General features: G+C 50.5%; 17 protein-coding genes. 12 read left to right on the top strand and 5 right to left on the bottom strand.

The genetic code is table 11. From position 1 onward, the window contains the following. Positions 1-185 precede the first annotated feature (185 nt). The 6 genes from argH to ACO0LG_RS23045 all read left to right on the top strand — a co-directional run bounded on the left by argH (position 186) and on the right by ACO0LG_RS23045 (position 6459). Entirely contained in the window at positions 186-1580 is a 1395-nt protein-coding gene (argH, locus tag ACO0LG_RS23070) for an argininosuccinate lyase (protein ID WP_423029889.1), read from the top strand. 343 nt (positions 1581-1923) lie between these two features. After that, the gene (locus ACO0LG_RS23065; protein WP_423029888.1) at positions 1924-3072 is read left to right on the top strand and encodes an ABC transporter substrate-binding protein; all 1149 of its coding nucleotides are present in this window, start codon (positions 1924-1926) and stop codon (positions 3070-3072) included. A gap of 150 nt (positions 3073-3222) precedes the next feature. Further along, positions 3223-4104 carry a branched-chain amino acid ABC transporter permease gene (locus ACO0LG_RS23060; RefSeq protein WP_423029964.1) on the top strand — a complete coding sequence of 294 codons (882 nt, stop codon included), beginning with the start codon at positions 3223-3225 and terminating at the stop codon, positions 4102-4104. Between the two features lie 4 nt (positions 4105-4108). Further along, a complete protein-coding gene (locus tag ACO0LG_RS23055) occupies positions 4109-4987 on the top strand; it encodes a branched-chain amino acid ABC transporter permease (RefSeq protein ID WP_423029887.1) in 879 nt (292 codons plus the stop codon). Continuing rightward, positions 4988-5749: an ABC transporter ATP-binding protein gene (locus tag ACO0LG_RS23050; protein ID WP_423029886.1), complete on the top strand. Its 762-nt coding sequence runs from the start codon at positions 4988-4990 to the stop codon at positions 5747-5749. Continuing rightward, on the top strand, positions 5746-6459 hold the full coding sequence (locus tag ACO0LG_RS23045) for an ABC transporter ATP-binding protein (RefSeq protein WP_423029885.1): 714 nt from the start codon (positions 5746-5748) through the stop codon (positions 6457-6459). The genes ACO0LG_RS23050 and ACO0LG_RS23045 overlap by 4 nt, the downstream gene beginning before the upstream one ends. A gap of 69 nt (positions 6460-6528) precedes the next feature. Here ACO0LG_RS23045 and pmbA read toward each other — a convergent pair whose 3' ends face one another. After that, complete coding sequence (gene pmbA, locus ACO0LG_RS23040; RefSeq protein WP_423029884.1) at positions 6529-7881, bottom strand: metalloprotease PmbA; 1353 nt, start codon at positions 7879-7881, stop codon at positions 6529-6531. A gap of 177 nt (positions 7882-8058) precedes the next feature. Between pmbA and yjgA the strand changes: the two genes are divergently transcribed. The 5 genes from yjgA to ACO0LG_RS23015 are packed head-to-tail and all read left to right on the top strand — an operon-like array spanning position 8059 to position 11262. Then, positions 8059-8673 carry a ribosome biogenesis factor YjgA gene (yjgA, locus tag ACO0LG_RS23035; protein ID WP_423029883.1) on the top strand — a complete coding sequence of 205 codons (615 nt, stop codon included), beginning with the start codon at positions 8059-8061 and terminating at the stop codon, positions 8671-8673. Further along, on the top strand, positions 8654-9304 hold the full coding sequence (gene mog, locus ACO0LG_RS23030) for a molybdopterin adenylyltransferase (protein ID WP_423029882.1): 651 nt from the start codon (positions 8654-8656) through the stop codon (positions 9302-9304). The genes yjgA and mog overlap by 20 nt, the downstream gene beginning before the upstream one ends. A 19-nt stretch (positions 9305-9323) precedes the next feature. After that, entirely contained in the window at positions 9324-9866 is a 543-nt protein-coding gene (locus ACO0LG_RS23025) for a metal-dependent hydrolase (protein ID WP_423029881.1), read from the top strand. Further along, positions 9863-10537: an alpha/beta hydrolase gene (locus tag ACO0LG_RS23020; protein WP_423029880.1), complete on the top strand. Its 675-nt coding sequence runs from the start codon at positions 9863-9865 to the stop codon at positions 10535-10537. The genes ACO0LG_RS23025 and ACO0LG_RS23020 overlap by 4 nt, the downstream gene beginning before the upstream one ends. After that, a complete protein-coding gene (locus ACO0LG_RS23015; protein WP_423029879.1) occupies positions 10537-11262 on the top strand; it encodes a phytanoyl-CoA dioxygenase family protein in 726 nt (241 codons plus the stop codon). The genes ACO0LG_RS23020 and ACO0LG_RS23015 overlap by 1 nt, the downstream gene beginning before the upstream one ends. On the opposite strand, the gene ACO0LG_RS23010 is transcribed toward ACO0LG_RS23015, so the two are convergent. The 3 genes from ACO0LG_RS23010 to purU are packed head-to-tail and all read right to left on the bottom strand — an operon-like array spanning position 11247 to position 13771. Then, positions 11247-12356 carry an acyltransferase family protein gene (locus tag ACO0LG_RS23010; RefSeq protein ID WP_423029878.1) on the bottom strand — a complete coding sequence of 370 codons (1110 nt, stop codon included), beginning with the start codon at positions 12354-12356 and terminating at the stop codon, positions 11247-11249. The two genes, ACO0LG_RS23015 and ACO0LG_RS23010, sit on opposite strands and share 16 nt — an antisense overlap. Beyond that, entirely contained in the window at positions 12357-12899 is a 543-nt protein-coding gene (locus tag ACO0LG_RS23005; protein ID WP_162040944.1) for a YaeQ family protein, read from the bottom strand. It lies immediately after the preceding gene. Then, positions 12899-13771 (bottom strand): formyltetrahydrofolate deformylase, encoded by an 873-nt coding sequence (gene purU / locus ACO0LG_RS23000; protein ID WP_423029877.1) that lies wholly within the window; start codon positions 13769-13771, stop codon positions 12899-12901. Before purU ends, ACO0LG_RS23005 begins: the two co-directional genes overlap by 1 nt. A gap of 290 nt (positions 13772-14061) precedes the next feature. Here purU and ACO0LG_RS22995 point away from each other — a divergent pair, with 290 nt between their 5' ends. Continuing rightward, positions 14062-15087 (top strand): NADP-dependent oxidoreductase, encoded by a 1026-nt coding sequence (locus tag ACO0LG_RS22995; RefSeq protein WP_423029876.1) that lies wholly within the window; start codon positions 14062-14064, stop codon positions 15085-15087. Positions 15088-15154: 67 nt separating this feature from the next. Here ACO0LG_RS22995 and otnI read toward each other — a convergent pair whose 3' ends face one another. After that, entirely contained in the window at positions 15155-15946 is a 792-nt protein-coding gene (gene otnI / locus ACO0LG_RS22990; RefSeq protein WP_423029875.1) for a 2-oxo-tetronate isomerase, read from the bottom strand. Position 15947: the final 1 nt, after the last annotated feature.

Here is a 15947-nt window from a genome sequence, read left to right as displayed (position 1 = left end):
AAACTCTTAGGGGCAATTTCATTCCTGGTTTACATGCAGTCATCGGCATTTCTGGCAGCAAATTAAGTGCTTAATTAGCCCAGTCCGGCTAGTCCTTTGGTATTTCCAAGGGTAATCAAGCGAAAAATCTGGGATAATCAAGAGAAATTCTCTCGCAAATGCAGCCAATATGGCAACAATTCACTATGACATCACAATTCAATAAAAAAAGCGAGGCATGGTCTGCCCGTTTCTCTGAACCTGTTTCCGATCTGGTCAAACGCTACACTGCCTCGGTCTTCTTTGACAACCGCATGGCTGCCTTTGATATTGAGGGCTCCTTGGCACATGCCGAAATGCTGCAGGCTCAAAACATTATCACTGCCCAGGATTATGCGGATATCCAGCGCGGTATGGCACAGATCAAGTCTGAAATCGACAGTGGCAAGTTTGAATGGCTGCTGGACCTGGAAGATGTCCACCTTAACATAGAAAAACGCTTGACCGAATTGGTCGGTGACGCCGGCAAACGCCTGCACACTGGCCGTTCACGTAATGACCAGGTTGCCACCGATATCCGTCTATACATGCGCAGTGCCATCGACAATATCGTCGATTTGCTGAAAGATTTCCGCCTGGCCCTGCTGGATCTGGCAGAAAAAAATGCTGGCACCATCTTGCCCGGCTTTACCCATATGCAAGTGGCCCAGCCTATCACTTTTGGCCACCACATTCTTGCCTATGTAGAAATGTTTGGCCGCGACAGCGAACGCATGCTTGATTGCAGAAAGCGTGTGAACCGCTTGCCACTGGGCGCAGCAGCCCTGGCTGGTACAACATTTCCCATCGACCGTGAACGCGTTGCCAAGACACTGGGTTTTGACGAGGTTTGCTACAACTCGCTGGATGCTGTCTCTGACCGCGATTTCGCCATCGAATTTTGCGCTGCTGCGGCACTGGTGATGACGCATATCTCGCGCATGTCAGAAGAACTGGTGATCTGGATGAGCCCGCGCATAGGCTTCATTGATATCGCTGACCGCTTTTGCACAGGCTCTTCCATCATGCCGCAAAAGAAAAACCCTGACGTACCAGAACTGGCGCGTGGCAAGACTGGCCGCGTCAATGGTCACCTGATTGCCCTGCTGACATTGATGAAAGGCCAGCCACTGGCCTACAACAAGGACAATCAGGAAGACAAAGAACCCTTGTTTGATACGGTAGATACCGTCATCGACACCCTGCGTATTTTTGCCGACATGGCAGGCGGCATCACCGTCAAGCCAGAGGCCATGCGCGCCGCCGCCTTGCAAGGCTATGCCACAGCAACCGATCTGGCTGATTACCTGGTCAAGAAAGGTCTGCCTTTCCGCGATGCCCACGAAGCCGTGGCACTGGCGGTGCGCACCTGTGTGGACAAGGCTTGCGACCTCAGTGATATGTCGCTGGAAGAATTGCGTGCTTTTTCCGGCCTTATCAATGAAGACGTGTTCCATGTCCTGACACTGGAAGGCTCAGTTGCCGCCCGCAACCATATAGGCGGCACAGCACCAAACCAGGTCAAAGCGGCGATTGCCCGTTTGCGCAAGCAACTGCAATAAGCCTGCCGCAGCAGTGGCAAGCGCGACAAACAACAGTCGTCGCCTGAGTCACGACAACATGCCAGTCATCTGCAAATGCAGGGCCTGGCAGTTTTCCATTGGTCATCCCGACTTTCTCAGACCTGGAAAATCATCGATTTCAGTAGTACTACTTAAGTAATCAATATTGCATCGCAACATGGCGTTTTATTGCTGCTGCGGTTGTGAGCCCATACAATCCTCCGTGACAATCAATATCTAATAAATTTTGTAGGCCGATTTTTACTGCAATGAACATGAAACAGCTATATCTGATTCATGTTGCGGACCACAAAAGCCATCATGTATTTTTCAGGAGAACACAATGTCATACCGCCTTAAATTGTTAGCCGCTGCCACCCTCTTGACCTATTCCACGCTGAACCAGGCTGCCGATATTAAAATCGGTGTTGCCGGGGCACTGACCGGCCCTGCCGCCAAATACGGCGTAGCCATCAAAAACGGCTTCACACTGGCTGCCGACCAGATCAATGCCAAGGGTGGTGTGAGCGGCAACAAAATACAGCTGGTCGCTGAAGATGAACAAGGCAAAAAAGAAGAAGCCATCAATGTCTTCAAAAAATTGTTGTTCCAGGAAAAAGTATTAATGATTTTTGGCCCTACCCTGTCGAACTCAGCCTTTGCCGCGGATCCGATCGCCAATGCTACCAAAACTGTCGTATTTGGTACCAGCAATACCGCTGATGGCATCACCAATATGGGGCCATTCACCTTCCGCAACTCTGTGATGGAAGCGGACGTATTGCCCGTCACCACGCGCGCGGCGGTCAAGCAATTCAATATCAAAAAAGTCGCCATCCTGTACGGCAATGATGATGCATTTACCAAGAGTGGTTACGACGTCTTCAAAAGTGCACTGGCTGAACAAAAAATTCCTGTGACCGATACAGAAACTTATGCTAAAGGCGATGTGGATTTCAAGGCACAGCTGACCAAGATCAAGGCATCCAATCCGGACGCCATCGTCTGTTCTTGCCTGGCAGAAGAAGCAGCCAATATCATCCTGCAAACCCGTTCCTTGGGTATGAAACAGCCATTTGTCGGTGGCAACGGATTCAATTCACCAAAATTGTTTGAAATCGCCAAAGACGCTGCCGACAATACCTTGATGGGCAGCCCATGGTCTGCTGAAAACCAATCCGCTGCCAATAAGAGCTTCATCGCTGACTACAAGGCAAAATTTGGTTCCGACCCTGACCAGTTTGCTGCACAGGCATTTGATGCCATGCACATTGTTGCAGAAGCTTTGAAAAAAGTCAGCTTGAGCGGTAGCCTGGAAAAAGACCGCCTGGCATTGCGCGATGCCTTGCCAGCCGTGAAGATTGAAGGCGCAACCGGCAAGTTTGCGTTCCGCCGCGCCACCCCAAAAGATGGCAAGGAAGCTGGCTATGACGCTCAGCAAGATGCTATCGTCAATATTGCCAAAGGTGGCAAATTTGTATTGTTGAAATAAATGTATATTCGCCCCCGCGCCATTATTGGGCCGGGGGTAGACGTTTTGCGACTTCTCTTGCTGGAATGATGTTCATCCCAGCGCCATGCGCGAATGGCCTGCCTGCATCTGCGCATGAAAACGAAGCAATCCTCCTTCATCTGGATACCCATGCTGGCACAACAACTCATTAACGCTCTGACACTGGGCAGCGTGTATGCGCTTTTTGCCTTAGGATTCACGCTGGTATTCGGCGTCCTTGGCGTTATCAATTTATCGCACGGCGCCATTTTCATGCTGGGCAGCTATATTGCCCTGCTGCTGGTCAGTTCTTTCCAGATGTCATTGTGGATGGCCATGCTGCTGGCCATGCTGGTCTGTGGGCTGTTGGGTGTCGTCGTTGACTTCCTGGTCTTGCGCCCTTTGCGTAAGCGCAATGCCCCGCATCTGGCACCGATGATAGCCACCATTGGCGTAGCCATTATGATCACCAATATATCCCAGGGGATTTTTGGGGCAGAAAACAAGCGCTTTCCGTTTGGCACCATCCCTGAAGAAAGTTTTAGCCTTGGCAGCTTGCACCTGACGGCAGTGCAACTCGCGATTGTCGTGATTGCCTTTGTCCTCATGCTGGTGCTGCTGCAAGTCATGCGTCGCACACAAATTGGCCGTGCCTTGCGGGCGATTGCAGAATCTCCCAAGGCTGCTTACCTGCTGGGTATCAATGTTGAAGGCCTGTTTTTCCTGACCTCGTTCGCCGCTGCCGCGCTGGGTGGTGCTGCCGGTGTGCTGGTGGGCCTGTCATTCAACGCCATCTCCCCTTTCATGGGACAACCGATGCTGCACAAAGGCATAGCCGTGATTATCCTGGGTGGCATGGGCGATATACGCGGTGCCATGATAGGTGGCTTATTCCTGGGTTTTGCTGAAGTGATGAGTGTCGCTTATATATCGAGCGACTTCCGCGATGCGGTGGCTTTTGGCATGTTGTTTATCATCTTGCTGGTACGCCCTTCTGGCATGTTCGGCAGAGTACTGGAAAGAAAGGCGTAAGAATATGCTTGAATGGTGGGATAGTTTTTGGGCTATTTATAGCACAGTCATTTTTGGCATAGGCATCAATGCCATGCTGGCTCTTTCGATTTACCTGACCTTGTCTTGCGGCTTGCTGTCGCTGGCCAATGCGGCATTCATGGGCATCGGTGCCTATACCGCTTCCATGATCAGTATGCAGACGGCATTACCCTTCCCGCTGGCCTTGCTGGCGGGTGCCATCATGCCGGCAATTGTCGCGCTGATCATAGGCATACCAACGCTGCGCCTTTCGGGTGTGTACCTGGCCATGGCGACGTTAGGCTTTGGTGAGGTAGTGCGCGTCATCGTCTTGAATATGGAAATCACTGGTGGCCCCATGGGCCTGAACGGCATCCCGCAAAAAACCGAATGGTGGCACATCGTGCTCTTGCTGGCTGCCATTTTGTTCATCCTTGCCAGAATGCGACGCTCCAAGACAGGCCGTGCTTTTGAAGCGATCAAGGAAGATGAGATTGCCGCCCGCCTCATGGGTGTCAATGTTGGCGGCTACAAATTGCTGGCCTTTGTCATGGGTGCATCCATCGCGGGCATTGCCGGTGGCTTGAATGCGCACTATACCTTCACGATAGGGCCAGGTAACTATGCATTTGAAAATGCAGTGGATATATTGACGATGGCCGTGTTTGGCGGTACCAGTAACCTGATAGGCCCACTGATAGGCAGTAGCAGCCTGAGCCTTTTACCGGAATTCATGCACTCTTTGAAGGATTTCCGCCTGGCAGCCAACGGCCTGATATTGATACTGGTTATCCTGTATTTACCCAAAGGTATCTGGGACCCGGCAAGAATCAGGAACTTTCGCAAAAAGTTAACATCGTCACGTTCCGGAAAGGTTAGCTAAATGCTGGAATTACGTTCTGTCAGTAAAAATTTTGGCGGCCTGCGGGTATTGCAGGACGTCAGCTTCACCATGCCGCAAGGCAGCATCTATGGCCTGATCGGTCCCAACGGCGCTGGCAAAACCACCATCGTCAACCTGATTACCGGCCTGTTGCGCCCCAGCAGTGGAGAGTTGCGTTTCAACGAACATGATCTGACCACAGTCGCCAGCCACAAAATCACCCAACTGGGTGTGGCCCGCACATTTCAGAACATCCGTATCTTCAAGGAAATGAGCCTGCTGGAAAACGTCGTGGTTGGCATGCATGAACATCTGAACTATAGCGTAGCCAGCATGCTGTTCAATCTGGGTGCTTATAAAGATGCAGAAAGAAAAGCCAAGGAACGTGCGCATGAATTACTGTCATGGGTCAGGCTGGACCATAAAGCGCATATGCTGGCAGACAACCTGTCGTACGGCGAACAGCGCAAACTGGAATTTGCCCGCGCCCTGGCCACCCAGCCCAAACTGCTGTTGCTGGATGAACCAGTGGCAGGCATGAACCCGACAGAAAAAACTGAACTGATGGCAGAAATCGTCAATATACGTAACCGCGGTTTTTCGATTTTCATGATAGAACACGACATGCGCTTTGTGATGGAATTATGCGACCGCATAGCCGTACTTAATTTTGGCAAGATCATTGCGGAAGGCACTCCCGAAGAAGTACGCAATAACCCCGATGTAATTGAAGCTTACCTTGGCAAGGAGGATGCAGAATGAGCCAGATCTTGCGCGCCCAGGACTTGCATGTCAAGTATGGCCATATCGCTGCCGTCAAAGGCATCAGCCTGACCATCAATACTGGGGAAATCACAGCTCTTGTTGGTGCCAATGGCGCCGGAAAAAGCACAACCCTGCTGGCGATTTCTGGCTTGCTGAAATCAGCTTCCGGTAAAATTTTCCTGGAAGATGAAGAAATCAGCCAAAAATCACCTCACCATATCGTGCAAAAAGGCGTGGTGCAGGTCGCCGAGGGCCGCGCCATACTGACCACGCTCACCGTCAAGGAAAATCTGGAGCTAGGTGCCTACACCCGCAAGGACAAGACACAGATAGGTCAGGACATGGAATGGGTATATACCCTCTTCCCTGTGTTGAAAAACCGTGCGACTGGCCTGGCGGGCAATTTGTCGGGTGGTGAGCAACAAATGTTGGCCATAGGCCGTGCTTTGATGGCGAAACCCAAAGTGCTTTTACTCGACGAACCTTCCATGGGACTGGCTCCGCTGGTAGTACAAGAGATTTTTCGCATCCTGAAAGAAATTAACCAGACTGGTCTCAGCATCCTGCTGGTTGAACAAAACGTCAGGCAGGCGCTGAAAATTGCCAGACATGGCTATGTGCTGGAAAATGGCAATATCGTTCTCAGCGACACGGGGGCCAACCTGCTCAGTAATCCCAAGGTGATTGAAGCTTATCTGGGCGCATAAAAAAAAGACCATCATATAGATGGTCTTTTTTTGCAATACTCATTGCTAATGCAACAATCTCAGTAAAGACTAGCTACCGGCAATCGTCATACTTTCTATCAGAATGGAACCGGTTTCTTTTGTACCACGCACCAGGATGTCATTACCGATAGCGACAATTTGCTGGAACATTTCACGCATGTTGCCAGCAATGGTGATTTCTTCCACAGCATATTGAATCACGCCATTCTCTACCCAGTAGCCAGATGCACCGCGTGAGTAATCACCCGTCACATAATTGACGCCCTGCCCCATCAACTCAGTCACAAGCAAACCAGTGCCCATTTTTTTGAGCATGCCAACAAAATTGTCTGCTCGCTTGGTCAAACTTGACGTCAGTGACAGGTTATGCGAACCGCCTGCATTGCCGGTAGTTTGCATACCCAGTTTGCGGGCAGAATAAGTGGAGAGGAAATAGCCTTGCAATACACCATCGGTGACGACATTGCGCTTTTGGGTTTTTACACCTTCGTCATCGAATGGTGAGGAACCAACGGCGCCGATAACATGCGGATCTTCCACCACTTGTATGTGGGATGGGAAAATCTGCGTGCCCAGCGAATCAAGCAGGAAAGTCGATTTGCGGTACAAGGCACCGCCAGAGGTAGCTTGTACCAGCGCGCCCAGTAAACCGGCAGCCAGCGGCGCTTCAAACAAGACAGCGCATTTACGGGTATCAAGCTGGCGCGCATTCAATTTGGCCAAGGCACGCTCGGCCGCATAACGACCTATCGCTTCTGGCTCAGCCAGTTTTTTGGCACTACGCTGTGACGAATACCAGTCGTCCCTTTGCATTCTCGATCCACGGCCCGCAATCGGTGCAACGGAGATGGTGTGGCGGGAAATTGGATAGCCACCCATGAAGCCACGCGAATTGGCAGCCACGAAATGGGATTGCTGGGCGTGCACACTGGCACCTTCGCTGTTGGTAATGCGCTTGTCCACTGCAAAAGCAGCCGCCTCAGTGCGTTTTGCCAGCTCGATGGCTTCTTCGGCAGTGACGAGCCATGGGTAGCACAATTTGAGGTCACGCGGTGCCATTTCCAGCAAATCAGCCTCTGGCAAGCCAGCGCAGTCATCTTCTGCTGTAAAACGGGCAATATTGTAGGCCGCATCGACTGAATCACGCAGGGCTTGCTCCGAGAAATCCGAGGTACTGGCATTGCCACGACGTTGACCGATATACACCGTAATACCGATACCCTTGTCACGGTTTTGCTCTATGGTCTCGACTTTGCCCTTGCGTACGCTAATGGACAAGCCGCCACCTTCACTGATCTCAACTGCCGCATCCGATGCCCCTTTTTCACGGGCGAAACGCAACATATCCTGCGCGATTTGCTTTAACTGGTCCTGGGTATGGGTAAAAACTGGTTTGCTCATGGATGGGATTCTATGTTTGTCAATGCTAAATGACCAAATGGCCAAAGGGAAATATCCTAATTATTTACCTTGATTGACACCGCACGATGCCAATCCAAGCTTGATTTTAGGTAATTCCAAGCTAAAAAGGGTATCATAGCAGCCGTTTCATTAAGTTAATAGTAAAGGCGCAGAATTATGCCAAATCCAAATCGCGGCTCATGTGGCTATCAGTCCAGTGAGTTCGAACCAGAATACGACCGTCCATCAAAATCCCAGTTGAAGCGCGAAATGACCGCCCTGCAAAAAATGGGGCAAGAATTGGTCGAGCAGGCGCGTGAACGCGTCAAACGTGTACCGATGCCAGAAGATGTGCGTGAAGCCATCTTGATTTGCCAGCAAATCAAGGACCATGAAGGCCGCCGTCGCCAGATGCAATATGTAGGCAAGAAAATGCGCACCCTGGATGAAGCAGAAATTGCCCTGATCCAGAAAACCATTGATAGCTGGAAAGGCGCATCGAAGTCTGAGACTGCCGCAATGCATGCACTGGAACGCCGCCGCGAGAAATTGCTGGCAGACGATGGTGCCTTGACAGAGTTGATGGCAGAACACCCTCATTTGGATGTACAGCAATTGCGCACCATGATACGCAATGCCCGCAAAGAACAGGCTGAAAACAAGCCACCTAAAGCTTATCGTGAAATCTTCCAGATTTTGAAAGATTTGCAAAAATCCAAAGCTGCTGCCAGCGCCGAAGAAGCGGATGATGCAGATCTGGATGAAGAAGACGATGAGTTTGATGACAAGTGAGTCTCGGCAAATGGCCAGCATCGATGGTGAAAATCTCAAGATAGGTCTGGTTTCTATCTCGGACCGTGCCTCTGCTGGCATTTATCAGGACCAGGGCTTGCCCGCCTTGCAAGAATGGTTTGGCAAGGCACTGAGCAGCCCATGGGAGATGGTCACACGCCTGATCCCCGATGAACGCGCAGCAATAGAACAGGCCTTGATTGCCCTGGTAGATGAAGAGCAATGTCACCTCGTCATCACCACTGGCGGCACAGGCCCATCCAGGCGCGATGTTACACCAGAAGCCACACTGGCTGTTTCAAGCAAGGAAATGCCAGGCTTTGGCGAACAAATGCGCCAGATCAGCCTGCAATTTGTACCGACAGCCATCCTGTCACGCCAGGTGGCGGTGATACGGGAGACAGCTGAGCATGCTGCCTTGATCCTGAACCTGCCAGGCCAGCCCAAATCCATCAAGGAAACCCTGGAAGGTCTGAAGGATGCTGAAGGTAAACAAGTTGTTGCCGGTATTTTTGCGGCCGTGCCATATTGCATAGACTTGATAGGTGGTCCGTACATAGAAACGGATGACAGCATCTGCAAGGCTTTCCGCCCTAAAAACGCAATACGCGCCAAGACTCCATCTGCCTGAACGGCAAACATCGACAACGATGGCAACCATACTGACGCATCCTGTTCTGCCGCTGACTTTGGGTCTGATATTGGGGCAAAAACGCCTTCCCTGGCCTCTCGTCGTCACCGGCATGCTGGCGGCGATTTTGCCCGATCTGGACGTAATTGCCTTTAAACTTGGCATTGCTTACGAATCTGCCTTTGGTCACCGCGGCTTTAGCCACTCCATCGTGTTTGCCATGTTGATTGCAAGCCTGGCCAGTATTTTTCATACGCGCTTGCGTAGTTCTGTACTGGTTTGCTGGCTGTTCATTGCTTTCGCTACCGTCTCACATGGCCTGCTAGATGCATTGACTACAGGTGGACAAGGCGTGGAATTTTTCTGGCCGCTGACAGAAAAGCGCTATTTCTTTCCCGTTCAATTCATCCAGGTCTCACCAATCGGCGTAAATCGCTTTCTGACAGCGCGTGGCTGGCGTGTAATACAATCTGAACTTCTGACCGTCTGGCTACCCTGTGGCCTGCTGTTGCTGTCGGTCAAACTGGCAGCTTATTTTTCATCTTCCCGAAAATCATCATGACACAAGATATTTTAGAAACCGTAGAACTGGAAAGCGCACCCAATCCCACAGTTGCCATCATCTGGATGCATGGCCTGGGTGCAGATGCGAATGATTTTGTCCCCATCGTCAGAGAACTGGATTTGCGCAGCAACCCTGGCATACGCTTCGTTTTCCCGAATGCCCCAACCATGCCAGTAACCATCAATGGTGGCTATGTCATGCGTTCCTGGTACGATATCCTCGGCACAGACATCGCCAAACGTGAAGATGAGGCTGGTTTGCGTTTATCACAAAAACGCATAGAGCAATTGATCGCTCGCGAGAATGCGCGCGGCATACCGTCTGAGCGCATCATACTGGCAGGCTTCTCACAAGGTTGCGCCATGACTTTGCAAACTGGCCTGCGCTATCACGAAAAACTGGCTGGCTTGTTATGTCTGTCTGGCTATATACCCTTGCGTGATGTGATTACAGAAGAACGTCACGCGGCAAACCAAAATATCCCTATCTTCCAGGCGCATGGCCGTAGCGATAACGTCATCCAGATACAACGTGCCGAGCAATCACGCGATCTGCTAAAAGAGCTGGGATATCAGGTGGAATGGCATGAATACATGATGCCGCATTCTGTTTGTCCCGAAGAAGTAGATGACATCAGCCTATGGTTGAAAAAAGTCTTGCAGGCTTAATGAGTTACATCGATCAAAGCATCGCAAAAACCCTGGCGAGCCAGGGTTTTGTCATTTTGCCGGACTTTCTGGATGCGTCTGAATTACAGCGATTGCGGCAAGCTTGCCAGCCCATTTCTGATCAATATGGTGTGCGTCAGGTATTACAAAATTATCCGTCCATATATCGTGCATTAAACTGGGACAAACTGCATGCACTATTACATGCCGTTGATATGGTAGAAGCCCAAGCAGTGCGCAGCATTTTTTTCAATAAGAATGCTGATCATAATTGGCTGGTATCCTGGCATCAGGATATGACGATTTGTGTTAACCAAAAAACTGAGCTGGCCGGTTACAGCAAATGGACTTACAAGAAAGACGTGCATCATGTAGAGCCACCAGCGGCAGTACTGGAAGCAATGCTGACATGCCGCATCGCCCTCGATGATGTTAGCGCTAAGAACGCTGCCCTGAAAGTCATCGCTGGCAGCCATCAATCTGGCAAACTCCGTGAGAGCCAGATCCTGGACATTAGCCAGACTGCCATGCACAAGACCTGCGCTATGCGCGCGGGTGATATCTTATTGATGAAGCCCTTGTTACTCCATGCATCCGACAAGGCAAGATTCGCTACTCAACGTCGGGTATTGCATCTGGAGTTCAGTGCGAGCAAACTTCCACCACCACTACAGTGGGCAGAAGCCGCTTTTCAGTCCGCACATGTATCTCATTCAACTGATTGAATTAGCGATACTGATTTTCCCGTCTTAAACGGTAAAAAATTACGCAGCCTTGAAATTACTAGCGGCTTCAAGGCCATGGCTGGTTTTTCTATCTTGTGCCATGAAAATACCGCCAGCAAGATAGTCACAAAACCTGATGCCATCACCATACCCCACACCGCAATACCGGGAAACAAGGCGGCAACTGCCTGCTGCACGGGAAAGGCGTAAATATACACGCCGTATGAATAATCCCCCACGCTGTTATAACGTCGCAGCCATCCTGCAGGCAAGTAAGCAATACAGACGACCAGATAGGCAATGGACAGATGATACAAGCTAAAGAATACCGGATTGCTGTTGAAGGCTGCGGCCAGCAACAGTAACAGCAAGGGATAAAAGAAGCGCCTGCTCAGCAGTAGTTTTTCCTTCAGCATGAACAGGCTGGCACCAGAGAAAAACATGAACAACAAACGGGTGAACTGGCTATCATCTTGCAAATAAAAATGACGCGTAAAAACCAGTAAGGCTGCCAGTAAAGTAATGGCAATGATCAGATACTTCAATATCTGCAGGCGCTTTTTCTTCAGCAGCACCAGCCCACACCAGAAGACCAGCAACAGCAGATACATCTTGATTTCATAAGGCATGGTCCAGAGTGAACCATTGACTGCATTTGGATAGGGATTCTGTGCAAAGACACCGGGCAAGACATAGCTCACACCAGACAAGAGGCTTGCGCACTTGAGAAGGTATTGCCATGTCCCGGCAGCAGATAGATACACAGTCAACGGCAGGCTGCTGAAATATGGGCCTAATACAAATACAGTTAACAGCAACATGCATATCAGTGCTGGAAAGATGCGCAATACCCTTGCGCAGAGATAGTCAATCACACTTTGCTTATTCATCAGACTGCCTGTCACCAGCATGCCACTGACGATGAAAAATACATCCACCGCGATAGAGCCTGGCGTCATGCCCGTCAGCGCGCCCCAAGGCTCAGGCTGTGCCAGCAAGGCAAAGCTATGCCCTGCCAGCACGGCCAGTGCGGCGACTATGCGCAACAAGTTCAGATTATTGTCGCGGCTGACTATGCATTCCGACAAACGCATTCAGGCAAACTCTTTAAGAACTTCCAGATCAATTTGTACGGAGGCATCTCCAGCTGACATCCAGATTTGTCCATCTTGTATCGTGCATTGCAATTGCATATTGCGTTGCGCGAGTTTTTCCAGTGCCTGGCTTTGCGCTGAAGGCACATTCATAACGCGGAGATTCTTGGCGCGGTCAAGCCGGCTATTCATTGCCTTCCACCAGATATCACTGGCGCTGGCAAAACTATAGACGATGACTTGCTCAGAACGACCACAAGCCTTTAACAAACGTCGGTCATCTGGCTGGCCTACTTCTATCCATAACTGTATGGCGTCGGTGTAATCCTTGAGCCAGATATCAGGTTCTTCCGTATCCGAGATGCCCTTGCCAAATTCCAGGCGTTCAGCCGCATGGATGGCAAAAGCCAACACGCGTATCATCATGCGTTCATCGGTTTCGGATGGGTGACGGGCGATCGTCAGGCTATGGTCGGCATAATAGCCGCGATCCATGTCCGAGATATTCAGGTCAGCTTTATAGATGATGGATTTGAGTGCCATTATTTGAACACCACTGTTTTATGACCATTCAACAAAATGCGATGTTCGACAAAGCATTTGACGGCACGCGCCAGCACCACACATTCCACATCGCGGCCTATGGCCGTCAGGGTTTCTGGCTCCATGGAGTGGTCAACGCGCTCCACATCCTGTTCAATAATCGGGCCTTCGTCCAGGTCACCTGTCACAAAGTGGGCGGTAGCGCCTATCAGTTTAACGCCACGCTCATGCGCCTGGTAGTAAGGTTTTGCTCCCTTGAAGCTGGGCAGGAAAGAATGGTGGATATTGATGGCCTTGCCTTTCAGGGCATCACATAGCTGCGGCGACAATATCTGCATGTAGCGCGCCAGTACCACCAGTTCAATATCATTGCCGGCAACGATATCAAGTACCTTTTGTTCCTGCACCTGCTTGGCTTCTGTCGGCGCACCAGCTGCCAGTGGCAGGTGATGAAAAGGAATATTGTAGCTGGCTGCCAATTGATAGAAGTCGGTGTGATTCGAGACAATAGCCTTGATTTCTACAGGCAGCAAACCGCTCTTGTAGCGGAACAGCAAGTCATTCAGGCAATGGCCTATCTTGGATACCATCAGCATCACGCGTGGCTTATGATGGGCATCATGCAGTTGCCAGTTCATTTGCATGCTGGCCCCCAAGGCTGCAAATTCTTCGCGCAAGGCGCTGTCGCTGACGCTGGAATCTTCGACTGCAAAATGCACGCGCATGAAAAAAGTCGCTGACTGCGCATCGCCAAACTGGGCAGAATCGATAATATTACAGCCATGGTTGGCCAGGAAGCCCGATACGCTATGCACAATGCCGCGCTGATCGGGACAGGATAAAGTCAGGATATATTCTGGTCGTATGCTCATGATGTCGGTGTATAGGCCAGGATTTGCTGCTTTCCATGGCCAGAAACAAATTAAATTTGTTGAATTGATTGCAAAGCTTAAAAATAAGCCGCGTATTGTCGCATGATCAGTCGCATAATTCATAGAATCCAGCTTCAATTAAATAATCACAACAAAAAGCACGATCGTTCTAATTAGTGTATAGTCATTCTTCTGATATCCCCATTTTGATTCACCACTCTCAGACACTAAGAGCACCATTCAAAGTATCAACTAAGGCATCCACCAAAGCACAACATTCTGGAGACAACATGAGCACACTCAGCAATCAGCAATACCGCCTCGCCGCCCGCCCTGTCGGCAACCCCAAGCATAGCGACTGGAACTTCACGACCGAAGAAGTTCGCGATATCACAGACGGTGAAATCGTCGTACAAACTATCTATATCTCGCTGGACCCAGCCATGCGGGGCTGGATGAATGAAGGTAAATCCTACATCCGCCCGGTTGCCATTAATGAAGTCATGCGTGCAGGCGGTATCGGCAAGGTGATTGCGTCCAAGTCCCCCAAATTTGCGGTGGGTGATTATGTTTCTGGCGGCACAGGCGTGCAGCAATATTGGGTAGGTGCAGCTGATGATAAAACGGCCGGCTTTTACAAGGTCAGCCCAAAACTCGCCCCTCTGCCAAAATTCATGAATGCGCTGGGCATGCCTGGCATGACAGCTTATTTTGGCTTGCTTGATGTTGGCCAGCCAAAAGCAGGCGAAACTGTCGTGGTATCCGGTGCTGCCGGTGCAGTTGGTCAGACTGTCGGCCAGGTCGCCAAACAAAAAGGTTGCCGCGTTGTTGGTATTGCGGGTGGCAAGGACAAATGTGATTTCGTCGTCAATGAACTGGGCTTTGACGCCTGCATCGATTACAAGTCCGGCTCAGTCAAAGATGGTTTGAAAGAACACTGTCCGAATGGCGTTGATATTTATTTTGACAATGTTGGTGGCGATATTCTTGATGCTGTTCTGACACGGATCAATCTGAAGGCACGTATCATCATCTGCGGCGCCATATCCCAGTACAACAATACTACGCCCGTCAAAGGCCCGGCTAACTACCTGTCGCTGCTGGTGAACCGCGCCCGCATGGAAGGTATAGTCGTATTTGATTACGCAGCCCGCTATGGCGAGGCAGTCGCTGAAATGAGCAAGTGGATGGCGGAAGGCAAATTCCAGACCCGCGAAGATATCGTTAAAGGCCTGGAGACTTTCCCTGATACGCTGATGATGCTGTTTGAAGGCAAAAACTTTGGCAAACTGATTTTGCAGGTCGGTGAAGAATAAAAATCCCTCTTGTTCGGCAAACAAAAAAAGCAGTCATCGCGACTGCTTTTTTACATGGTGCCATCGATTATTTCAACCAGGGCCTGACCCAGGATAAGCCTTCTGAAGTCCCTGTACGTGGCCGGTACTCACAACCTATCCAGCCTTGATAGCCCAGTCCATCAATCAGATCAAACAGATAAGGGTAATTCACTTCACCAATATCCGGTTCATGCCGGTCTGGGACCCCGGCTATCTGTATATGACCTATGCCCGCATGCTTGCGCGCCATATCGCGGCGCAGCTTGGCGGCGACGTCGCCTTCGACGATCTGGCAATGGTAGATGTCAAATTGCACACGGATGTTCTCTACGCCTATCTCCTGGCAAATCTCTTGTGCCTCATCTTGCCGGTTCAGGAAAAAACCGGGTATGTCGCGCGTATTGATCGGCTCAATAAGGATAGTGATACCTTCCCGCGAGGCCAGCAAGGCGGCATAAGCAAGATTACGCAAATAAACGGCGCGATGTCTTTCTCTGTCTTGCTCAGGCTGTATCAACCCTGCCATGACGTGCAAATGACGATTACCCAGGAGGCGGGCATAATCAAGTGCAGTATCAAAGGCTTGCTTGAACTCTTCTTCCCGGCCAGGCAGGGATGCCATACCACGCTCACCCAGCGCCCAGTTGCCTGGCGACGTATTGAACAAGACTTGCTCCAGCCCGTTAGCAGCAAGCAGATCCTTGAGTTCAGTAGCAGCATAATCATAAGGAAACAAATACTCAACTGCCTTGAAGCCATCTTTAGCAGCAGCGGCAAAGCGTTCAGTAAAAGGTAACTCTGTATACATCATGCTGAGGTTGGCAGCAAAACGTGGCATG

Origin of the sequence: Undibacterium sp. Ji42W (assembly GCF_049340405.1) — a bacterium.
GTDB lineage: Bacteria > Pseudomonadota > Gammaproteobacteria > Burkholderiales > Burkholderiaceae_D > Undibacterium.
Note: the sequence above shows the minus strand (reverse complement) of the source record. Positions and strands in the feature narration are given on the sequence as shown.